The sequence below is a fragment of the Sphingobium sp. B1D7B genome (genome assembly GCF_025961965.1).
Lineage (GTDB): Bacteria > Pseudomonadota > Alphaproteobacteria > Sphingomonadales > Sphingomonadaceae > Sphingobium.
Window position 1 is genome coordinate 3,370,398 of the sequence record NZ_JAOQOR010000001.1, and the last position, 21,946, is coordinate 3,392,343.

19 protein-coding genes are annotated in these 21,946 nt (G+C 64.2%); 9 read left to right on the plus strand and 10 right to left on the minus strand.

Translation table 11 applies throughout. The features are described 5' to 3' along the window. Window positions 1-4 precede the first annotated feature (4 nt). Together M2336_RS15760 and M2336_RS15765 are read right to left on the minus strand one after the other, a co-directional pair. Entirely contained in the window at window positions 5-2,689 is a 2,685-nt protein-coding gene (locus M2336_RS15760) for a TonB-dependent receptor plug domain-containing protein (RefSeq protein WP_264593190.1), read from the minus strand. 47 nt (window positions 2,690-2,736) lie between these two features. Continuing rightward, window positions 2,737-4,461: a CocE/NonD family hydrolase gene (locus tag M2336_RS15765; RefSeq protein WP_264573215.1), complete on the minus strand. Its 1,725-nt coding sequence runs from the start codon at window positions 4,459-4,461 to the stop codon at window positions 2,737-2,739. 111 nt (window positions 4,462-4,572) lie between these two features. Here M2336_RS15765 and M2336_RS15770 point away from each other — a divergent pair, with 111 nt between their 5' ends. Beyond that, the gene (locus M2336_RS15770) at window positions 4,573-5,238 is read left to right on the plus strand and encodes a GntR family transcriptional regulator (protein ID WP_264571406.1); all 666 of its coding nucleotides are present in this window, start codon (window positions 4,573-4,575) and stop codon (window positions 5,236-5,238) included. A gap of 86 nt (window positions 5,239-5,324) precedes the next feature. On the opposite strand, the gene M2336_RS15775 is transcribed toward M2336_RS15770, so the two are convergent. The 7 genes from M2336_RS15775 to glmU form a co-directional block, all read right to left on the minus strand. Then, window positions 5,325-6,362: a tetratricopeptide repeat protein gene (locus tag M2336_RS15775; protein WP_264573216.1), complete on the minus strand. Its 1,038-nt coding sequence runs from the start codon at window positions 6,360-6,362 to the stop codon at window positions 5,325-5,327. Continuing rightward, the gene (locus M2336_RS15780; protein ID WP_264573217.1) at window positions 6,359-7,252 is read right to left on the minus strand and encodes a hypothetical protein; all 894 of its coding nucleotides are present in this window, start codon (window positions 7,250-7,252) and stop codon (window positions 6,359-6,361) included. Before M2336_RS15780 ends, M2336_RS15775 begins: the two co-directional genes overlap by 4 nt. A gap of 20 nt (window positions 7,253-7,272) precedes the next feature. After that, the gene (locus M2336_RS15785; protein ID WP_264573218.1) at window positions 7,273-7,614 is read right to left on the minus strand and encodes a hypothetical protein; all 342 of its coding nucleotides are present in this window, start codon (window positions 7,612-7,614) and stop codon (window positions 7,273-7,275) included. A 470-nt stretch (window positions 7,615-8,084) separates the two neighbouring features. Continuing rightward, the gene (gene glmS, locus M2336_RS15790) at window positions 8,085-9,908 is read right to left on the minus strand and encodes a glutamine--fructose-6-phosphate transaminase (isomerizing) (protein ID WP_264570816.1); all 1,824 of its coding nucleotides are present in this window, start codon (window positions 9,906-9,908) and stop codon (window positions 8,085-8,087) included. Between the two features lie 20 nt (window positions 9,909-9,928). Further along, window positions 9,929-10,297 (minus strand): type II toxin-antitoxin system VapC family toxin, encoded by a 369-nt coding sequence (locus tag M2336_RS15795; RefSeq protein ID WP_264570817.1) that lies wholly within the window; start codon window positions 10,295-10,297, stop codon window positions 9,929-9,931. Beyond that, entirely contained in the window at window positions 10,294-10,554 is a 261-nt protein-coding gene (locus M2336_RS15800) for a ribbon-helix-helix protein, CopG family (protein ID WP_264573219.1), read from the minus strand. Before M2336_RS15800 ends, M2336_RS15795 begins: the two co-directional genes overlap by 4 nt. A 343-nt stretch (window positions 10,555-10,897) precedes the next feature. Continuing rightward, the gene (gene glmU, locus M2336_RS15805) at window positions 10,898-12,214 is read right to left on the minus strand and encodes a bifunctional UDP-N-acetylglucosamine diphosphorylase/glucosamine-1-phosphate N-acetyltransferase GlmU (RefSeq protein WP_264573220.1); all 1,317 of its coding nucleotides are present in this window, start codon (window positions 12,212-12,214) and stop codon (window positions 10,898-10,900) included. A 167-nt stretch (window positions 12,215-12,381) separates the two neighbouring features. Between glmU and M2336_RS15810 the strand changes: the two genes are divergently transcribed. The 8 genes from M2336_RS15810 to phoB all read left to right on the plus strand — a co-directional run bounded on the left by M2336_RS15810 (window position 12,382) and on the right by phoB (window position 20,483). Further along, window positions 12,382-13,056 (plus strand): HAD-IA family hydrolase, encoded by a 675-nt coding sequence (locus M2336_RS15810; protein ID WP_264573221.1) that lies wholly within the window; start codon window positions 12,382-12,384, stop codon window positions 13,054-13,056. Between the two features lie 69 nt (window positions 13,057-13,125). Beyond that, window positions 13,126-14,397: a sensor histidine kinase gene (locus M2336_RS15815; protein WP_264573222.1), complete on the plus strand. Its 1,272-nt coding sequence runs from the start codon at window positions 13,126-13,128 to the stop codon at window positions 14,395-14,397. A 97-nt stretch (window positions 14,398-14,494) separates the two neighbouring features. Next, window positions 14,495-15,529 carry a substrate-binding domain-containing protein gene (locus tag M2336_RS15820; protein WP_264573223.1) on the plus strand — a complete coding sequence of 345 codons (1,035 nt, stop codon included), beginning with the start codon at window positions 14,495-14,497 and terminating at the stop codon, window positions 15,527-15,529. 77 nt (window positions 15,530-15,606) lie between these two features. Further along, a complete protein-coding gene (gene pstC / locus M2336_RS15825; protein WP_264573224.1) occupies window positions 15,607-16,989 on the plus strand; it encodes a phosphate ABC transporter permease subunit PstC in 1,383 nt (460 codons plus the stop codon). Then, window positions 16,986-18,278, plus strand: a complete 1,293-nt coding sequence (gene pstA / locus M2336_RS15830) for a phosphate ABC transporter permease PstA (protein ID WP_264573225.1) — start codon at window positions 16,986-16,988, stop codon at window positions 18,276-18,278. Before pstC ends, pstA begins: the two co-directional genes overlap by 4 nt. Beyond that, entirely contained in the window at window positions 18,272-19,054 is a 783-nt protein-coding gene (gene pstB / locus M2336_RS15835) for a phosphate ABC transporter ATP-binding protein PstB (protein WP_264593191.1), read from the plus strand. The genes pstA and pstB overlap by 7 nt, the downstream gene beginning before the upstream one ends. A gap of 31 nt (window positions 19,055-19,085) precedes the next feature. Next, entirely contained in the window at window positions 19,086-19,784 is a 699-nt protein-coding gene (gene phoU / locus M2336_RS15840; RefSeq protein ID WP_181560146.1) for a phosphate signaling complex protein PhoU, read from the plus strand. A gap of 3 nt (window positions 19,785-19,787) precedes the next feature. Beyond that, on the plus strand, window positions 19,788-20,483 hold the full coding sequence (phoB, locus tag M2336_RS15845) for a phosphate regulon transcriptional regulator PhoB (protein ID WP_181560147.1): 696 nt from the start codon (window positions 19,788-19,790) through the stop codon (window positions 20,481-20,483). A 36-nt stretch (window positions 20,484-20,519) separates the two neighbouring features. Here the strand turns inward: phoB and M2336_RS15850 are convergent, their stop codons facing one another. Continuing rightward, a complete protein-coding gene (locus M2336_RS15850) occupies window positions 20,520-21,929 on the minus strand; it encodes an OprO/OprP family phosphate-selective porin (protein ID WP_264593192.1) in 1,410 nt (469 codons plus the stop codon). Between the last annotated feature and the right edge of the window lie 17 nt (window positions 21,930-21,946).

A 21,946-nucleotide genomic window follows, 5' to 3' on the forward strand; every position in this document is an offset into this window, starting at 1 on the left:
TCCCTTAGAAGGACTTGCGCACGCTGACGGCGAAGAGTCTCCCAATGGGATCGCTCGCCGTCGCGTCATAGCCACCGCCGCCATTGCCGTTGGGCGCCAGATTGACATAGGGGGGCGCAATATCGAGGACGTTGCGCACTTCCATCGCGAGCGTCAGCCCCTTCTCGAAGAAGCCGGTCGCCTGCGGGTCCCCGATGCGCCACGTCAGCGTCAAGTCGACAGGGGTGTAGCTCTTCACGGACTGCACCGGGTTGGAAAGGTTGTTGGTGTATCCACCAACATGCGTGGCCAGAACACGCGCGCTCAGTGGCCCGTGATCCCAGGTAATGCTGGCTCGCGCCTTGAACTTGAGCGGATTGAAGATGACGTTGCGCCGGTCGACCAGCGGCGCGGCGGGCGTCACGGCGATGTTATACTTTGTGAGGTAGGTACCCGACACGTTAAAGAGCAGATGGTCGGCCGCACCGATGTCGGCTTTCCAGGTTCCGCTGAAGTCGATCCCGCGCGTGATCGACACGCCCAGATTCTGGCTGCGTCCGTCCACGAACAGCGTCACATTGGCCGGATCACCACCGGGGAAAGAACCTCCGGCGAGCGCGACGCCCTGGCTCAGCAACTGCTGCACCCGCGCCGCCGCCGCCGATCCGCGCAGGATGATGCCCGTGCCGGCATACTGCGCCTCGTTACCCAGGATGGTGAGGTTGGAGAGGTTGGCTAGCACCTGGTTTTCATATTTGACGTCCCAATAGGTGACGCCCAAACTCAGATTGGATGTCGGCTCGAAGTCCAAGCCGACCGACCAGGTGGTCGCCGTCTCCGGCTTCAGGTCCAGATTGGGACCGGAAAGCGCATAGCCCTGCAGCGGCGCACCGCCCGCCGGGTTCTGGTAGCTCTGGCCGAATATGTTGTTCGAGTTGCCGTAAATCTCCGGGATAGTCGGCGCACGGAACGACGTGCCGTAGCTGCCGCGCAGCTTGACGCCGCGCACCGGCTGCCAGTTCAGGCCGAACTTGGGGTTGGTGGTGCTGCCCACGTCACTATACTTGTCGTGGCGCACGGCGGCGTTGAGTTCCAGCCGCTCGAAACCGGGAACCGCGTTGTTCGCTCCAAAGATAGGGATGTAGAGTTCGCCATAGAAGGAGTCCACCTCGCGGCCGAAATGGCGGTAGGTAATCGGCGTCGTCGGCCCGCCGCGAGCGGAGCCAAGCGCGACGTTGAAATCCTGCCGCTCATAACCCGCCGCCAGCTTCACGTCGCCGCCGGGCAGCGCGAAGAGCGAGCCGTTGAGGCGACCTTCATAGGTCTTCAGGTGGCCATTGGTTGGAGCCAGGAAGATCTGGTCGGAAATCCCGGCCAGCACTGCGGCGCTTGTGCGACCACGGCTGTACGGGTCAAACGCCGTCGCGGGGTTGCTACTGGCGAGCGCAGCGTTCAGCGCGGCGTTATTGATGCCGTGATAAGAGCCTGAGAAATCATTGGTCTTGCCATAGCCGAACAGCACTTCGGCTTCCCAGTCATGGGGCAGCTTGGCACGAAGGCCGGGCGTGATTTGCCAGCTTTCCGCAGAACCGAACGAGTCATTGATCGGCACGCTGCTGCCGAAGTTATAGTCGAGTGTATAGCTGGTCCCGCTAAAGCCAGCGGGCCGCACGAAGAAGGCGTTCGTCTGCGGCACCGTCAGGCGCGCGTTGGAATAGGCGGAATTCCGGTAAAAATTACGCTTTGAATAGAAGCCGTCATAGAAGACGCTCAGCCAGTCGGTCAGGTCGAAGCGACCCGTGCTATTGAATGAGTCGTAGCGCTGCTCCGGAATGAGATCCTGATTGTCCAGCTCGTCGCACCTGTTGAGCGTGCCTGCCGCCAGCGATCCTGCCGTCGCTTGGGTCACGCCCCCCGCCGGGATGGCGTAGGTCGTACCGTTCGCATTGATGTTACCCGGCGCGCACCGCACGATCCGGTAATCCCCGCCGCCGAAGCCAGTCTGGTTACTGGTAAAGAAGCCGCGATCATCGCCACTCAGGTTCGAGCGCTCGACATGCTCGTAGGCGACCATGATCTGCCCGCGTTCAAACACCTTGCCAAGCGCGGCGCCCAGCGTCGTCTCATGGAAGTCGCCCCGCGACGATATGCCCGAGCGCGCGAACACCTCGCCGCCGTCGAGTGACCGACGGGGAATAAGATTCACCACGCCCGCGACCGCATCCGAACCGTAGATGGCGGATGCGCCGTCGGCGACCACCTCGACCCGCTCGACACCCAGCGACGGCAGGACCGACGGATCGATCGAACGGCTGTTGTTGGTCACGCGGTGCCCGTCGATCATCACCAGCGTCGCATAAGGCCCGATGCCGCGCAGGTTCACCGAGTTGCCATAGGTGATGTTGCCGCTTCCGCCCGACTGGCCACGCGAATTTTCCGAGACGCCGAGGTCGAAGACCTGCGGGATTTCCTTAATCATGCGATCGACGGTGACCGCGCTCGAGGCCTCCATCTCAGCCCGGCCAAGTGTGGTGACCGTCGACCCGACCGGCGCTTCGCCGCGCACGCGGCTGCCGGTGATGACGATGTCCGGCGCTGCCCCCTCCTCGTTCTGCGCCACCGCCATCGCGGGCAGAGCCAGTGCCATCAGGCTGCTGCCCAGCTTCAGTGCCGTTCCTAGAGTGATCCCGCCTTTATAATCCTTGCTCATCCCAACCTCCCTCGCCGCCCCTGCGGCTTTTATGTTTAATCGACGTCTCAGTTCGCGACCGGCAATTTGACCCAGGAGCCGCCCGCGCTGCCCCGCTCGACCGTGAAAACCGGGGCGGGAGTCTGTTGTATTTCCTTGAGATTGCGCTGGCGGGGGTCCGCACCGGCGATGGTGACGCGCAAACGCGCGCCAGCCGGCACGATCCGCGACACCGGCGTCAGATCGATCACCAGATTGGCCTGCTGGCCGACCGGGAGAGGTGCTACATCTGCCTTGCGCCCTGAGTGCCAGGGCAGACCCTTGACGTCATAGGGTGCCTTGCCATTCTTGCGATGCGCTAGTGCCAGCCGGCCGAAGGCCACGACCTCCGCCTGTCCGTCGGCCGCCACCTGATCCAGATAGACGAAAACATCGGCATCGGGCTTGTCCGCCGAGACGCGCAGGTTCACGACCGGATAGCCGATCAGCTTGAGCGGCTTGTCCAGCGGGGCGCTGGTATAGCTCAGCCCCTTGTCGTCCATGGGCTTGGCCCAGAAGGCAAAATAGTCTGCGCCCGGCAAATCGTAGCGCACCGTGAACTTGTCCGCGCCCGCGCGATCCGGCTTTGCACCGAGCGTTCCGTCATTCACCGATCGCGCGGTGCCACTGCGACCGCCGTTCAGGAACCACTGCATTGGCGTGACGTTGGCACCCGGCAACGCGTCGGAGCGGGCATAGCCACCTTTCCCGTCCAATCCCTCGACCCAATAAGTCGCACGCGGCTCCTTCTCGATGCCGTTGTCCGCGCCTTTGAGATAATGATCGAAATAGCGCACGACTTCGCCAGTGAAGTCGAATCCAGGCGGCGGCACGCAGTGGCTGCCAGGCCCCGCGAGAAATTTCGATCCCTTGAGGTTCGCCGCGCTTAAGAGGGACTGGGCCGTTGGCTCGTCATGCCAGTTGCTCCAGAAATAAGTGGCGATGCCCGCCCGCTGGATCGCGTCGAGATAATTATAGACGCCCACTTCCTCCCAGAAGCGATTTCCAGTGAAAGAGGAAACGCTGTCGCGATAGGGCATACCATACCAGAGCGCGGCCATCGGCGTGTTCTGGGCATGCTGGGCAACGGCTGATTTAAGCTGCTGCCCGTCCGCATCGCCATCGACCGGGACGCTCGCCAGATCGTCGCGCAACGGCTCGTCCGGCCGGGTGTTGAACTGTGCGGTGATACCGCCGCGCCGCACGAAAGCATATTTGTCGAGGTCCGACGCGCCGATGAAAACCGCCTTGAGCGCCGGGGGCGCAGTGGTTGCGGTGTGAAATGTTGTGCCCCCCAGATAGGAGCATCCGATCATGCCGACTTTGCCGCTGGCAAAGGGCTGGCGCGCCAGCCACTCGACCAGTTCATGGCCATCTTTCGCCTCGGTGCGGTCCTGAAAACCCCGCCGCGCGCCGAAGGACGCGCCCTTGCCGCGAATATCGGCGACGGCGACCACATAACCGGCGGAAATCAGAGAGCGCAGCGCCAGGCCATCCTCCAGCGCGACTTCCTTGACCGCGCCGTCCTTGTCCTTGAAACGGGCGCGATAGGGCGTGAAGACGAAGATAACAGGAAGGCGCTTCTCTTCCACCTTGCCGTCACTGGCCGGTCGATAGATATTGACGGCCAGCTTCGTCCCGTCCCGCACAGGCACGTAGAGCGAGCTGCGTTGCACATCTGCATAGTCTTTAGCCGGACCCGGCACGGCTGCCGTAATAGCAGCCAGCACCCCGATCCATCTAACCGCCCGCATCCCCGCTCTCCTATTGTTGACAATTTCATCAGCGATCAACCCACCGGATGCAATCAAAAAACAGATGACAATATTGTTGACAATATTGTCAGGAGATTAGACGCTCCTAACATGAACGAGCAGTTGGACAAGCGGGCACCCTCGGCCGTCGAGGTCGCCGACTGGGTGCGTGACCGCATTCGCACAGGCCGTTTTGTGCCCGGCCAGCGGTTGGTCGAAGTGGACATAATCCGGCAAACCGGCGCTAGTCGGTCGAAGGTGCGCGAAGCGTTGCAGCGGCTGGAAGGCGAAGGCCTGGTGCTGATCGAAGAATTCCGCGGGGCATCCGTCCGAAGCACCAGCCTTGAGGAAGCTGCGCAAATTTATCGGGCGCGTCTTGCATTAGAAGGTATCTGCGCCGCCGACTTCACACGAAATGCTTCGGATGAGCAGAAGCACCAGTTGTGCATCGTCCAGGAGCAACTCGACAAATGCGTGAACGATCGGGCGCCGGATAAGTTTGGGCGGCTGAATATCGAGTGGCATCGACTCATTGTGGAAGGCTCTGGCAACACGGTTATTGCCGAGTTGCTCAAACGCCTGAATGTTCCCATTCACCGAATGTTGTTCGAGAGTTTCTACGATGAGGAGCGCCTGCGTACCGCAAACGCGGACCACCAGAACATGCTGCGCCTCATTTTGGCCGGAGAGGCCGATGCGGCCGAAACGGCCATGCGCAGCCACATCGGTGACGGGTTCAAAACACTGTCAAAAATCGAGAGTGAATTTTATCGGTGAGGGTCGTGAGTGCGGTGCTCATCGATTGTCAGCAACGGGCCACTGACAGAATCGGCCTAACCCGCGATAAATCCAGGGCGCGAACCTCAGCGCTGTTCCTCTGCGCCATCCTCGATCGCGCTTGAGGCGCTTGCGGCAGCGCGTGCATCGGCGAGCGCCTTCCTCGCCTTGCCGGCAAAGGAGGCCTTCGGGTCCAGCGTCAGGGATCGTTCCAGCAAGGCAATCGCTCGCGCATGATTGCGATCCCGACCGTGCTTGCTCTCCAGATTGGCTTTCCCAAGCATGAAGCAGCTTTCCGCCTCCCCGAGCCCGCACGCCTTGTCGAACATGTCGAGCGCGCCGCTATGGTCTTTACGGACTCCCTGGCCCCGGTGGATCATCATCGCGAGATTGCCGCAAGCGCTCGCGTCGCCAGCTTGACACGTCTTCTCGAACAATTCTGTCGCCCGAGCATAGTCACGCGGCCCGCCGAGGCCGTCCCGATAGAGAACGCCGAGATTATAGCATGATTTGTCATCGCCCGCGTCGCAGCCTTGCCGGAACAGGCGCGCGGCTTCTGCATGATTCCGGCGCAATCCCTTGCCCAGCGAATAAGCAGCGCCGAGGTTCATGCATCCGTCGGACGATCCCTTGTCGCAGGCTTGCCTGAAGAGAGCAGCGGCGCGGACGTCATCCTTCGTAACGCCATCCCCGCGAATATAAGCGAGGCCGAGGTTCGAGCATCCGGTGGCATCGCCGCTCCGGCAGGCATAGGCATAATAAGCGGTGGCTCGGTCCACCGACAGGGCAACGCCCTGCCCCTGCCCATAAGCGAAGCCGGCCATGGTGCAGCTTGCCATATCACCAAGATTGCACGCCTTGCCGGCAAAATAGGTCGCCCGCACCAGATCGCGGGCGACACCCCGGCCTTCACGGTAGCGCTCGCCCAGTTCGGCGCAACTGTCCGCATCCTCTCCGTCACAGCGCGTGACAAGGTCCGGCACGGAGGTCAGCGCGTCCTCTTGTGACGCCTCCATTTCTGGTGGCGCTTGCGTTGCTGTCGCGACTTCCTGCGCCTGCGCAGGAGGCACCACGGAGGCGATTGCCAGCGCGAGGACGACCATGGGCCGCAAGGCCGAGGTCATCCGCCTTGTCCCTCGGCGCCGTCCCGGACGAGCTGTGCGCGAAAGCGGAGCGATTGCGGCGTAGCCTCAAGCACGTCGATCATGAAATCGCCGATATGAACCGTCTTTTGCGCTCGCGGAAAGCGCATGGGTTGGCCGGAACCGGCATGCGCGAGGTCGTCAATGCTGTAGCCGCGCTTCTCGAACACCAAATCGCCATTCTGCACGCCCAGATAGGCAATGTCGTAAATCTGCCCGACCACATCCGTGTCATAATCACTGGCGATGGGGATCTGCACACCCTTGGCATAATCCCGTGGTGGAACGACGGCATGTCCCGCCCGCGTGGTCTGCGGCGTGCCGAAGGTTTCAACGCCGGGCGCCTTCGAGCGAATGACCGGCACCTTGGGATCAAGGCGCATGCGTTCGTGGATTGCCGCCGGGCTTTCCGACGCCTGGGTGTCAGCGATCAGGGCTTCGGCAAAAGCGACTTCGTCGATCTGCAGGGGGAAGCCGTCACTCTGCGCGCGATCCGCGGCGCAGACGAACTGCAATTGCGCATCGCCGATCGTGTCGGGCAGGACGGCTTCGGTCGGAAAGCGCACCGCGGTCTCGTCGAGCCGTTGATCCTCCGCGTCATAGCGCATCGCCATATCCCAGCTTTCGGTGCGCTTCTTGCAGTCGGTCACCATATAGGCGCGGATGAGGGCCGCTGGATCATTGGGATCGCGGATCACCTGGCTGGCCTGATACCGGACGATATCGCCCTCACGCTCGATGGAGCCCACATCCACGAACAGAACCCGGTCCGCACCCTGTGCCACGAACCACCATTGCGAGGAGCGCGCCTGGGCGGCCATCGGCGCCAGCGCGAGCAGGCCGCATAGCAACGTACCGATTTTGCCGTTCAACAGCTGTCCTTTCCTCATGGTCATTTGCCGGGCGATTCCGCCTCTGGCGCGCCTAGCGGCTCAATGGATTTGCCGTCCTTGGTACAGGTAAACCGCGACGCGCGCAGGGGCGGTTGCACGCTCACCGCATCTGCCCGCCAGATTTGCCCTTGCTCCGGGCTGGACGTCATCGCACTGCGGTCGATACGCATGCCCGCCTCCGGCGCCAGCTCTTCTTCGAAAAACCGAACGCACTTCTGAACGGCGCTATCCGTGATCCCGGCAATCACGACCTCATCTTCGCCGATACCGGCGGGCAGCATACCGGCGACAGGATCTGCCCTCACCACATCTTGCGGTGGGGCCGCGGCAGCGACCAGCATTGTTATCATGAGCATAGGATGAGACCTCTACAAGCGGAAACAGGCTCTTGTGGCCACCGATGCGCAGGATATGAAACTGTTTTTCCCAATCGATCGTCCAGCCGTGCGACGCTGCCGTTGGCACGACGGTCGACGGAAACACGCACACCCTACTTCGGCCGCCAGTAAGGTGCCGTGGTTGCGTGGGCACGCATGAGCAGCAGCCACCCTGCGCAACTAGCGGATCGGCGTTAAGACCGGAGGTCCGGTGCATGGCCGATCTGTACTATCATTCTTGCTCAGATGCTAACCACCCGGCCACTGGCATGCCCTTTCGACAAGATGCACTTTTGAAGATACCAATGCCTAAATACTTATATTATTTCGGAATAATCTGACAATTTTAATTGTCGCAAATTCGAAATCGGCGAATTTTAATCGCCATTTAAAAAACTATACGCGCCGCAAGGGGCCACACTCAGAGGTCGAACCTACTCCACCGTCACGCTCTTCGCCAAATTCCGGGGCTGGTCGACATCCGTGCCCTTGAGCACCGCGACGTGGTAGGCGAGCAGTTGCACGGGTACGGCATAGACCATCGGCGCGATGAGGGGGTGGACCTTGGGGAGTGCGAGCGTCGCGAGGCAGCCTTCGCCGGCGGCGGCGATGCCCTCCTCGTCCGAGATCAGCACGACCTTGCCGCCGCGGGCCTGCACTTCCTGCATGTTGGAGACGGTCTTCTCGAACAGCGGGCCTGAGGGCGCGATGACGATGACCGGCACCGCCTCGTCGATCAGCGCGATGGGGCCATGCTTCATTTCACCCGCCGCATAACCTTCGGCATGGATGTAGCTGATTTCCTTGAGCTTCAGCGCACCTTCGAGGGCCAGCGGATAATCGGTGCCGCGCCCCAGATAGAGCACGTCCCGCGCGGGCGCGATGTGCGGCGCGAGGGCCTGGATCGCCTCGTCCTGCATCAGCGCCTGATTGATCGCGGCAGGGGCCTCGGCCAGATGGCCGACGATCCGCTGCTCTTCCGCGCGCGTTAGCCGTCCCTTGGCGCGGGCGAGATTGGCCGCGAGCGCGGCGAGCACGGCAAGCTGGCAGGTGAAGGCCTTGGTCGAGGCGACCCCGATCTCCGGCCCGGCATGGGTCGGCAGCAGCAGGTCCGCCTCACGGGCCATCGAGCTGGTCGGCACGTTGACGACGACGGCGATCTTCTGCCCTTCCGCCTTGGCATGGCGCAACGCCGCGAGCGTATCGGCCGTCTCGCCAGACTGGGAGATGAACAGCGCAAGGCCGCCCGCCTCCATCACCGGCTCGCGATAGCGAAATTCCGATGCGAAATCGAGATCGACGGGCACGCGCGCGAACTGCTCGAACCAGTATTTGGCGACCATACCGGCATAGAAACTGGTGCCGCACGCGACAATCGTGACACGGCCGATGGCCGAAAGGTCGAAGTCCGGGATCGGCAGGGAGAGCGTGTCGTCGATCCGCCGGAGGTAGCTGCGCAGCGTCTGCGCCACCACCACGGGCTGCTCGTAAATCTCCTTGAGCATGAAGTGGCGATGATTGCCCTTGTCGATCATCGCACCGGACACGCCGGAGATGGTGACCGCGCGCTCGACGGGATTGTTGGCCCGGTCGAACACCTGCGCGCCCTCGCGCGTCACCACCACCCAGTCGCCCTCGTCCAGATAGGCGATGCGCTGGGTGAGCGGGGCCAGCGCCAGCGCGTCCGACCCGAGATAGGTCTCGCCATCGCCATGGCCGACCACCAGCGGCGAGCCAAGGCGCGCACCGATCAACAGATCGGGATGGCGACGGAACAGGATGGCGAGCGCGAAGGCACCGTGCAGACGGGGCAGCACCTGCTTCACGGCGTCCTGTGGTGAAGCGCCCTGCTCGACCAGCTCGCTCACCAGATGCGCGACCACCTCGGTATCGGTCTCGCTGGCGAACACCCGCCCGCGCCCGATCAGCTCATCGCGCAACGCCTTGAAATTCTCGATAATGCCATTGTGGACCACCGCGACTTCGTCCGTCGCATGGGGGTGCGCGTTGCTCGTGGTCGGCGCGCCATGGGTGGCCCAGCGGGTATGGGCAATGCCGGTCGCGCCCGCCAGCGGCTCGGCGGCCAGCACACGGGCAAGATTGACGAGCTTGCCCTCGGCCCGCCGCCGCTCGATCCGGCCATCCACGATCGTGGCGACGCCGGCGGAATCATAGCCGCGATATTCGAGCCGCCGCAGCCCGTCGAGCAGGCGCTCCGCAACATCCTGCGTGCCGACGATGCCGATGATTCCGCACATGGGGTGAGCCTTCCTTGAATTCAGATCGTGTAGGGGATGCGGATGCCCGGCATATTGGCCGGGAAATCCCTGCTGTTGCGCGTCACCAATATGCGCCCGCTCAACTGGGCCGAAGCGAGAATGATGGCATCGGGCAATTTAAGCGAGCGGCGCTGCTGCCGAAGCGAAGCGGCCCGCCGCCCCACTTCCTCGCTCACTTCCGCGATCGCGAAAAGATCCAAAAAGCGCTCCGTCTCGGCATGGAGCCCATCCGGGGCGCCGGCCATGATCTCGATCCAGCTGATCCGGCTGATCCACGGCCGACGGGCGCGCTGCAGCTCCGCCCACGCCTGCGGGCGTTCATGAAGCGCGTCGATGAGAATATTGGTGTCGAAGTAGAACTCGCTCACGGTTGAGGTGCGCCCTCGGCGCTCTCCCAATCCCGATCCCACTCGCCACGGGCGCGACGTTCATAGGCCAGCCCATCCACCGATGAGCCATGCTGTGCCCAGAGGCCGAAAAAACGCTCCACTCCCTGCATGGACTGGGCGGCACGATAGCTGCTGACGGCCTCGCGGAGGATTGCCGCGCGGGATGTCCCCTGCTGCGCGGCCTGCTCCTCAAGCCACTTCACATCGTCGTCGGAAAGGTCAGCCAGGAAGCGCATGATATATTGATATCATATCGTGATATCATGTCAATGTGCGCCTCGGCCACGCAAGAAAAGAGGGCGAACCACATAGCTGGCCGCCCTCTTTCCTATCCCAACTGCCCAAATGCACCCGGAGGCGCATTCCCCACGGACAGGTTCGGCTCGCACCGATAAGGATCGATGATCAGCGCTGCACTCCCCACAACCGGGCAAAGCCGATTGCGTCCCACGAAGGATCGCTGCTCATCTGCTGGGCTCGACCGTCTCAAAAATGCTGCCCGGGCGATTGGACATTTTCGACAATCGCACAGAAATTTTCCTCGGTTCGTCGATAAAATGCCACCGGATGGCAGGGACCTCAGCTGTCTTTCTTGTGCGCCGCACTTTTCTTTTTGCGCATCGCGTCATGGAAGCGATCGGCCCAGCCCGGCTTCACAAACTGTTCCGCGCGGACCAAGCGTAGCTCTCCGTCCCCGACATCGCGCGAGACGGCGCTGCCTGCCGCGACGATGGCATCGCGGCCGATCCGCACCGGCGCGATCAGCGCGCTGTTCGAGCCGATAAAGGCGCGGTCGCCGATCACCGTTTCATGCTTGAAATAGCCGTCGTAGTTGCAGGTGATCGTGCCGGCGCCGATGTTCACGGCCTCGCCCACCTGCGCGTCGCCGACATAGGAGAGATGGTTGACCTTGCTCCCCGCGCCCAGCACGGCCTTCTTGATTTCGACGAAATTGCCGACCTTGGTCTTTTCGCCCAGCCGCGCGCCGGGCCGCAGCCGCGCGAATGGCCCGACCGAGGCATCGCGCCCGACATGCGCTCCCTCAAGATGACTGAAGGCATGGATCGTCGCGCCCTCCTCCACCACCACGCCGGGGGCGAAGATCACATTCGGCTCGACGGTCACGTCGCGGCCAAGAACGGTGTCGTAGGCGAAAAACACGGTCTCCGGCGCAACCAGCGTCACACCGTCGCGCATCGCTTCCGCGCGCCGTGTCTGCTGCCAGCTCGCCTCGACCGCCGCCAGTTCTGCCCGGCTGTTCACCCCGGCAACCTCGTCCGCGCTCGTTTCGATGACCGCGCTCGCCCGCCCGTCTACGGCAGCGAGCATCACGATATCCGGCAGATAATATTCACCCGCTGCATTATCATTGCTGACCCGGTCGAGCAGCGCGAACAGATCCTCGGTGCGCACGGCCATCAGGCCGGAATTGCACAGATCCTCGGCGCGCTCGGCCTCGGTCGCGTCCTTATATTCGACCATTTTGCCAATGCGTCCATCGGCAGTGGCGATGATGCGGCCATAAGCGGCGGGGTCGCGCGGGCGGAAGCCGAGCACCACGCAGGCCGGCGCATCCTCCTCATGCAGGCGCGCGATCATCGCGCGCATGGTCTCGGCGCGCACCAAGGGCACATCGCCATAGAGAATGAGCACATCGCCCACAAAGCCCTGCAACGCCGCCGCGCTCTGCGCCACGGCATGGCCCGTACCGAGCTGTTCGGCCTGCACCGCAATGTCGATCCCGCGACCGGCCACGGCAGCCTCCACCTGCTCGCGCCCGGCGCCGACCACGACGATCTGCCGTGCCGGATCGAGCGCGCCGGCGCTTGCCAGCAGATGCAGCAGCATCGGGCGGCCAGCGAGCGGATGCAGCACCTTGTGCCTGGCCGACTTCATGCGCGTCCCCTGGCCGGCAGCAAGAATGACAACGGCAAGCGGGCGGTTGATCGGATCGGGCACGGGCACTCTCTTGTTGGCGAGATCGAGGGGCGATCAGGACAGGGCAGGCAAGCCTTGCCATGTTTGACTTGATCGCGCCACTGCCCAGAAGGCATGGGGCAGCGATGACCACCTTTGCTTTCGACCTCGTCGGCTTCGATCTTGACGGCACGCTGCTCGATACCGGCGCGGACCTGACCGCCGCCGTCAATCACGCGCTCGCCACGCGCGGTTACGGCCCCTTTCCGGTCGAGACCATCCGCCCGTTCATCGGCAAGGGCGCGCGGCGCATGCTGGCGCGGGCACTGCAGGAATCGGGCGAGCAGGACGAAGCGCTGGTCGATGCGCTGCTGCCGATCCTGCTGGACCATTATGCCGCCAACATCGCGGTACATACCCAGCCATATCCGGGCCTGATCGACGCGATGGATGCGCTTTCCGCGCGCGGCGTGCGACTGGCCGTCTGCACCAACAAGCGCGAGGCGCTGGCGCGCAGCCTGCTCGATCAGCTCGGCCTTACGCCCCGTTTTGCGGCTATCGTCGGCGGCGACACGCTCGGCCCCGACCGGATGAAGCCGCTGCCCGATCTGCTGCTCGACATGGTTGAGAAGGCGGGCGGCGGGCGCACCATCTTCCTGGGCGATACCGACAATGACACGCTGGCCGCCCGTGCTGCTGCCATTCCCTCGATTGCGGTCAGCTTCGGCTTCGTGCCCTGCACGGCGGAAGAGATCGGCGCGGATGCCGGCATCGACCATTATGACGAGCTGGTGCCGCTGCTGGAGCGCTGGGCGATCTAAGCCGCTCCCCGCCCCAGCGCCGCGATCTTTGGAATCGCGCTGGCAGTGCGAATCATCTACGGGGTGGCCATGGCCCGCGTCGATCGCTCGATCTGGATTTTGCTGCTGACGGGGGCGCTCGCGACCGTCATCGTCTATGCCTTGACCGGCAGCGCGGAAGCCACGTTGACGTCGGCGGTGGCCTGCCTGTTCGGCGTCGCACTGCTCTTCGATGCGCTGGAGCGCCGCGCAACGCCGTCCCTGATCTCGGCACCTGCCCCTGACGCAAATGGCGCGAGTCTCAGCCAGATCGACACGCTGCTCCAGGCCTTGCCGCATCCGAGCCTGATCGTGGAGCGCGGGCGGATCGAGCGCTGCAATGACGCCGCGCTGGCACTGCTCGGCCGCCACATCATTGGGCAGGACGTCCGGCTGGCGCTGCGCCACCCGGCCGCAATCGATCTGCTCACCGGCCCCAATCAGGCGCAGGCCCCCGCCCGCGTTGACATCATCGGCCTGGGCGCCGCCGGCCAAAGCTGGGCGCTCGACATTCAACCGATTGCCAATGGCCGCCTGCTCGCCTTGCTTTTCGACCAGAGCGACAAGCAGGCCGCCGAGCGGATGCGCGTGGATTTCGTCGCCAATGCCAGCCACGAGCTGCGCACGCCGCTGGCCGGCATCCTCGGCTTCATCGAAACCCTGCGCGACCCCGTCGCGGGCGCCGATGCGGCCACCCGCGAGCGCTTCCTCACCATCATGGATGGCGAGGCCCGGCGGATGCAGCGGCTGGTGGATGATCTCATGTCCCTCTCCCGCATCGAGGCGGACAAATATCGCTCGCCCGACCAGCCGGTGGCCTTCGCCCCGCTGGTGGAGGAAGTGGTGCAGGTCTTCCGCCAGGGGCAGAACAAGCGCGGGCAGGATATCGTGACGCAGGTCGACCCGGACTTGCCGCCGGTGCGCGGCGACCGTGCGCAGTTGAGCCAGCTGCTTCACAACCTCATCAGCAATGCGCTCAAATATGGCGCGGCCGGCACGGCGGTGACGGTTCGGGCCGAGCCGCATGAGCGCAACATGGTGCTCCTGGCGGTGAGCGATCAGGGCGAGGGCATTCCACCCGAACACCTCCCCCGCCTCACCGAGCGCTTCTACCGAATCGACTCAAGCCGCAGCCGCGCGATGGGCGGAACGGGCCTTGGCCTCGCCATCGTGAAGCACATCGTGCAGCGCCATGGCGGAATTCTTCAGTTCGACAGCAAGGTCGGCGTGGGCACCACCGTGCGGGTGGAACTGCCGGTCTTCCGCGCTCTTGCGGGGGAAGAGGCCGCTGCCGGCACCGCGCGGGCCGCTTCTGCCGGGTGACCGAGTCACAAAAGTGAAACAGAAACGTCACAGAGGCGCGAGGAACCCGGTTCTAAGGCGACGCCGGGCAACACAAGCGCCTCCCGGAGACCAGTCCATGCGTCACGCATTTTTCGCCGCGTCCCTGCTCATGCTCGCGGCCTGCCAGAACCAGCCCGGTGGCGGCGCGCGCGATCAGATTCGCGCGGTCGGCTCGTCCACAGTCTATCCGTTCGCGCAGGAAGCCGTGCGCCTCTTCCAGAATGACAATCCCGGCATGAAGGCGCCGATCATCGAATCCACCGGCACCGGTGCCGGCATCAGCCTGTTCTGTAAGGGTGTCGGCGCCCAGAACCCGGATATTGCCAACGCCTCCCGCCGGATGAAGAAATCCGAGTTCGAGGCGTGCAAGGCAAACGGCGTCAACGAGATCATCGAAATCCAGATCGGCCTCGATGGCCTGGCGCTGGCGGAGTCCGTGAAAGGCCCCAAGATCGCGCTGACCACCAAGCAGGTCTATGAAGCGCTGGCCGCCAATCCCTATGGCAAGGGCCCGAACAAGGCCAAGACCTGGAAGGACATCGACCCCGCGCTGCCCGCCATTGCCATCTCCGTCTTCGGCCCGCCCTCGACCTCCGGCACGCGCGATTCGCTGGCCGAGCTGATCCTGACCCCGGGCTGCGACACCGACCCGGCCATGAAGGAGCTCAAGGCCAAGGATGAAGACAAGCACAAGCAGCTCTGCACGCAGATCCGCGAGGACGGCGCCTATGTCGATGCCGGCGAGAATGACAATCTGATCGTGCAGAAGCTGAATGCCAACCCCGATGCAGTCGGCATCTTCGGCTTCTCCTTCCTCGAGGCCAATCGCGACACGGTGCGCGACATCGCCATCAACGGTCAGGAAGCCACTTACGAAACCGTTGCCGGCGGCTCCTATCCCGGTGCCCGTCCGCTCTATATCTATGTGAAGAAGGCCCATCTCGCGGCCATTCCGGGCCTCAAGGCCTATATGGAAGCCTTCGCCAAGAACTGGGCACCCGATGGTGCGCTGGCCCGCCGTGGCATGGTCGCCGCGCCCGAGGATGTGCGCACGGCCAATGCCGAGCGCATCGCAAACCTCACCGTGCTGAACGGCGACGAACTGCACTGATCGGACAATCCAACCGGTGACGGCGCGCTGCCGCCACCGGTTCCTGCCAGGTTGAATGGCCAAGGGGGTATGAGCGAATGAGCGGCGTAATGATCGTCCTGATCATAGGCGCGCTTGGGGTGATCGGCTGGATCATCGCCCGGGCACGCGCCACCCGGCTGCAGGCGGAGGTCGGTCGTCTCGCAACCAACAGCCGCCCCACCCAGCACGGTTGGTATGTGGCTCTGTGGACCATGCTGCCGGCTTTCGCCTTCCTCGCAGTCTGGGCGAATGTAATGCCGGCGCTGATCGCGGACTCCGTGCTGGCCACGCCCGCGGCCCAGAGCCTGCCCACCGACGATTTCTCCCGCAACGCGATCCTCGCCGAAGCACAGTCCATTGCCACCGGGTCGCAGGCGGCCGCCTTCAATCCCCAAGCCACGGAGCTGGTCGAGCCCTATCGCGTCGCGACGATGCGCTATTCGACCACGGGCGCGATCCTCGCCGCGATCCTGGCCTTTGCCTGCGGCGCCTATGCCCTCTCCCGCGTCCGCCCCGCCTTCACCGCCCGCCACCGCGTCGAGAAGGTGGTGATGTGGTCGCTGCTCGGCGCCTCGTTGATCGCCATCGTCACCACCGCCGGCATCGTCGCCTCGCTGGTGTTTGAATCGATGCGCTTCTTCTCGATGGTCAACCCGCTCAACTTCCTGCTCGGCCTCAACTGGAGCCCGCAATCGGCCGCGATGGGTTATGGCAATGAGGACGCCTTCGGCGCGGTGCCGCTGTTCTGGGGCACGATCTTCATCGGCGCGATCATCGCCATGATCGTCGCCATTCCGCTGGGGCTGATGAGCGCCATCTACCTCACCCAATATGCCCGCCCGACGACCCGCAAGTGGATGAAGCCGATCCTTGAGGTGCTCGCAGGCGTGCCGACGGTGGTCTACGGCTATTTCGCCGCGCTGACCGTCGCGCCGGCACTGCGCAGCCTCGCGGTTTCGCTCGGCATTTCCAACGCCTCCTCCGAGAGCGCGTTGGCCGCGGGTCTCGTCATGGGCATCATGATCATCCCCTTCGTCTCCTCCATGGCGGACGACAGCATTGCCGCCGTGCCGCAATCGATGCGCGATGGCAGTCTGGCCATGGGTGCAACGACCAGCGAGACGATCCGCAAGGTGCTGATCCCCGCCGCGCTGCCCGGTGTTGTCGGCGGCGTGCTGCTCGCCGTGAGCCGCGCCATCGGCGAGACGATGATCGTGGTGATGGCGGCCGGCCTTGCCGCCAACCTCACCCTCAATCCTTTCTCCAGCGTGACGACCGTGACCACCCAGATGGTCCAGTTGCTCACCGGCGACCAGGAGTTCGACAGTGCCAAGACGCTCGCCGCCTTCGCCCTCGGGCTGGTGCTGTTCGTCGTCACATTGCTGCTCAACATCGTCGCCCTGCGGGTCGTGAAGAAATATCGGGAGGCTTACGAATGAGCGGCGAGACTGTTCTCGACCGGGCCGCAGCCAGCGACCGCGCCGAACGGGCGCCGACCGACTGGCGCGGCGACGCGATGAAGCGTCGCATTGCGCGCCGCTACGCCGCCGAGCGCCGGTTCCGCCTGTGGGGCATGGCCGCCGTGCTAGTTTCGGCCGGCTTCCTCGCCTTCCTGCTCATCTCGATGATGGGCAATGGCCTGCGCGGCTTCACGCAGACGGAAGTCGCCGTGCCCATCGATTTCCCGCGCTCGCCCGCGCTGATCGATCCGGCGGTGCTTGCGACTAACCCCGAGCAGGCGCTGGCCAGTGCCAATCTGCCGGCGGTGCTGGAGCAGGCCACAAGGGAGGCGTTCGGCCTCCCCGAGACCCAGATCCTCTCGCCCAACGCCGTGCTCACCCTGCGCAAGGCGATCATCAACGATCCGACCATTCTCCAGCGCAAGGCCACGGTGAGCCTGCCCGCCTCGACCGGCTTGGACGTCGCGATGAAGAGCGACGGCACACCTGCCGACGAGGCATTGGTCGCGAAGCTCGGCGATGCCGGCGCGCTCTCCACCGCCTTCAACATCGGCTTCCTCACCGGCAGCGATGGCACGGACCCGACCATGGTCGGCATCTGGGGGGCGCTCAAGGGCTCGCTGATCACGATGGTGATCACGCTTGCGCTGAGCTTCCCCATCGGCGTGTTCGCCGCGCTCTATCTGGAGGAATATGCGCCGCGCAATCGCTGGACCGACCTCATCGAGGTGTCGATCAACAATCTGGCGGCGGTGCCCTCGATCATCTTCGGCCTGCTCGGCCTCGCTATCTTCCTTAACGTGATGCACCTGCCCCGCTCCGCGCCGCTGGTCGGCGGCATGACGCTGGCGCTGATGACCATGCCGGTCATCGTCATCGCCGGGCGCAATGCGATCAAGGCCGTGCCACCCTCGATCCGCGATGCGGCGCTCGGCATCGGCGCCTCCCCGGTGCAGGTCGTGTTCCACCATGTGCTGCCGCTGGCCCTGCCCGGCATTCTCACCGGCACCATCATCGGCATGGCCCGTGCCTTGGGCGAGACCGCACCGCTGCTGATGATCGGCATGCGTGCCTTCGTCTCGCAGCCGCCGGGCGGCTTCACCGATCCCGCCACCGTGCTGCCGGTCCAGATCTTCCTGTGGTCGGATGAAGTGGGCCGGGGCTTCATTGAAAAGACCTCCGCCGCGATCATCGTGCTGCTGGCGTTCCTGCTCACGATGAACAGCATCGCGATCTTCCTGCGCAACAAATTCGAGAAGAAATGGTAATGGCCGATATTCAGACCAGCGCACCCAAGATGTCCGCTCGCGGCGTCAAGGTCTTCTATGGCGAGAAGCAGGCGATCGACAATGTCTCGATCGACGTGGACCTGGATCATGTGACCGCCTTCATCGGCCCCTCGGGTTGCGGCAAGTCCACCTTTCTTCGCACGCTCAACCGCATGAACGACACGGTGGCGAGCGCACGGGTGGAAGGCGAGATCACACTCGACGGCGAGGATATCTACGCCTCTGGCATGGACGTCGTGCAGCTGCGCGCGCGGGTGGGCATGGTGTTCCAGAAACCCAATCCCTTCCCCAAGTCGATCTATGAGAACATCGCCTATGGCCCGCACATCCACGGCCTTGCCGCCAGCAAGAGTGATCTCGATCAGGTCGTGGAGAAGTCGCTGCGCCGCGCCGGCCTGTGGGAGGAAGTGAAGGACCGCCTCAACGAGAGCGGCACCGCCCTTTCCGGCGGCCAGCAGCAGCGCCTGTGCATCGCCCGCGCGATTGCCGTGGACCCGGAAGTGATCCTGATGGACGAGCCCTGCTCGGCGCTCGACCCGATCGCCACCGCCAAGATTGAGGAGCTGATCCTGGAGCTGCGCGGCAACTACGCCATCGTGATCGTAACGCATAACATGCAGCAGGCGGCGCGCGTCTCCCAGCGGACGGCCTTCTTCCACTTGGGCAAGCTTGTGGAACAGGGACCGACGACCGAAATCTTCACCAACCCGCGAGAAGAGCGCACCAAGGATTACATCACCGGACGCTACGGCTGACATCGGCCGATTGGATGGACAGGAACGAGCTATGACGGAACACACGCTCAAGGCCTTCGACGACGACATCAACGCCCTGCGGGCGCTGATCGCCGAGATGGGCGGCCTCACCGAGGATGCCATCGACAATGCCATCAAGGCGCTGACGACACGCGATGTGGCGCTCGCCAAGAGCGTCGTTGCCGGCGACGCGCGGATCGACGAGCTGGACGCGCATATCGAGCGGCTGGTCGTGCAGACCATCGCGCTGCGCGCGCCAATGGCGGACGATCTGCGCGAGATCATCGCGGTGCTCAAGATCGCCGGCATCGTCGAGCGCATGGCCGACTATGCCAAGAACATCGCCAAGCGCGTGGAGACGGTGACGGCCTCCAGCCGCATGGAGCCGCTCTCGCTGCTCCCCTCCATGGCGCAGATCGCCCGCGAGATGGTCAAGTCCGCGCTCGATGCCTTTGCCGCGCGCGATGCGCAGCAGGCGCTGGCCGTGATCGAGCGGGACCGGGCGGTGGACGATTTCTACAATTCCATCTTCCGCACCATGGTGACGTTCATGATGGAGAACCAGAAGATGATCTCCGAGAGCGCGCATGTGCTCTTCATCGCCAAGAATCTGGAGCGCATCGGCGACCACGCCACCAACATCGCCGAGATGGTCCATTATGTCGCGACCGGAGCCAAGCCGCCGGAGCGGGAGAAGGGAACGTCAGTCGACCTGCTGGCGGAGGACTGAGTGGTGGTCCGCGCAAAGATGTTGCTCGTCGAGGACGATGCAGCGCTGGCGGAATTGCTCATCTGGCACTTCCAGCGCGAAGACTTCGACGTCACGCAGACGCCCGACGGCGAGGAAGCGCTTATTCTGGCGCAGGAGAGCACGCCGGATATCGTGCTGCTCGACTGGATGGTGGAGAATCTCTCCGGCATCGAGGTCTGCCGGCGACTGCGGCGGATGCCAGAGACGGCCAATGTGCCGATCATCATGCTCACCGCCCGCGGTGAAGAGGAAGATCGCGTGCGCGGCCTGGAAACGGGCGCTGACGATTATGTGACCAAGCCGTTCAGCCCCCGCGAGTTGATCGCCCGCGTGAATGCGGTGCTGCGCCGCGTCCGCCCTGCCCTCGCCGGCGAGGTTCTGACCTTTGCCGATCTGGAAATGGATACGGTGGCCCACAAGGTGCGGCGCGCGGGGCAACTCGTGGCCCTCGGCCCCACCGAATTCCGCCTGCTGCGCCATCTGCTCGAACATCCCGGCTGGGTGTTCTCCCGCGAGCGCCTGCTCGACAGCGTTTGGGGGCAGGACAGCGAGATCGAACTGCGCACCGTCGATGTCCATATTCGCCGGCTGCGCAAGGCGGTGAATGCCGGCGGCCTGCCGGACATCATCCGCACCGTCCGCTCAGCCGGCTATTCGCTGGATGCCGACGCCGCCTGACCGCGCGCCTTTAGAAACGCGCGGTCCCGCCGGCCGTCAGAACTCATACTGCGCGCGCAGACCGAACACGTCGCTACCATAATCGTCCCGCGTGCCGGCGACGACGGGCGTATCGCGCACTTCGACGCGCAGATAATTGGCCAGGAACTTCACCCGCTCGATCGGCACCCAGATGAGTGACACGCCGTAGGTCTGCTCGCGGCCGCCATTGATCAGGCCATCGTCGAGATCGAGCCAGTCATAGCGCAGGTTGAGCTGCCAGGCGCCCGAGCCGCCCTTGTCCAGCCCGCGTGTGGGCTTGATCGAGCCGAAGGCGCCGTTGCGATAGCCCCGGCCGGAGGCGCCAGCGAGGATGTAGCCGACTTCCCCATAACCACCAAAGAAGGTCGGATCGGCAAGGCCGGGCCGCGCCACCTGCTGCCAGAAGCCTTCCGCCGCCACATGCCACCGTCCCCGCAAGGCCGCGAATTCCAGGCCATAGCCTGTCTCCGCGCTGGCGCTGAACAGGCCGGTGTCGACAAAGCGGACATCGGTCGTCCGCGCGCCGGGCCGGGCGCGATATTGGAGGACGTCGGTCAGATCGTTCAGCTCCCGGTGATGCAGCGAGCCGCCAATATGAAGTTGCGTGTCGCCGAGCTTGGGCATGAACACCAGCCGGCCATCCAGCGCATAACTGTTGCTGGTGACGCCCGACGTGCCGAGCGCCGCGAGATCATCTGCAAAGGCGCCGGCCGAGAGCATCACGTCGCCGTTTCGATAGGTGGCCGAAAGCCCCAGCCGCCGCTCCAGACCGAAGGCCTGCGTATAGGCCGCGCGCTCGAGGAAACTGGTTTCCAGATCGCTGGTCAGATCTTCCAGCGTGGTGATGCGGTGATGCCCGACCGTCAGCGTAAGCGGCCCTCGCTCATAAGTGAGCCAGGCGTCGGTGAACTGCGCGCTGCCGGACGCGAAATCCAGCTCCAGCCGATAGCCAAAGCCGCCACCCAGCGTGCCGTCCGCACCCAGATAGGCGCGGCGCACGTCGGCCGACCAGCCCAAAGTGGGCGCATTGATGCCATCCGGGCGGGAAACGACGTTGGTATCGAGTTGCAGCCGACCGCGGGGCTTGAAAGAAAGCCCGCCCTCGCCGCTAAATTGGGGCGCACCACGCCAGCTGAGCTGCGCATCCGGCTTGGCGCTCGCTGCGGGCGCGGGAGTGGCAGTCTGGGCAGAGGCGACCGCCGCCTCGGGGGTCGCGGACGGCGTGGAGGACGCGTCCTGTGTGCCCTCGACCTTGCCGAGCCGGGCCTCCATGCTCTCAAGCTGCGCTCTTAGCCGCGTAATTTCTGCCCGCAGCGCGGCGACGTCATCCGGGGCAGAGGCTTGCGAGGAGGCCTGGGCCAGCACGGGCGCGGGTATCGTCAGCGCGCTCGCAGCGAGAAGCGCCGCCATCAGGGGAAATCGCAAGGTCCATGCTCCGTTCA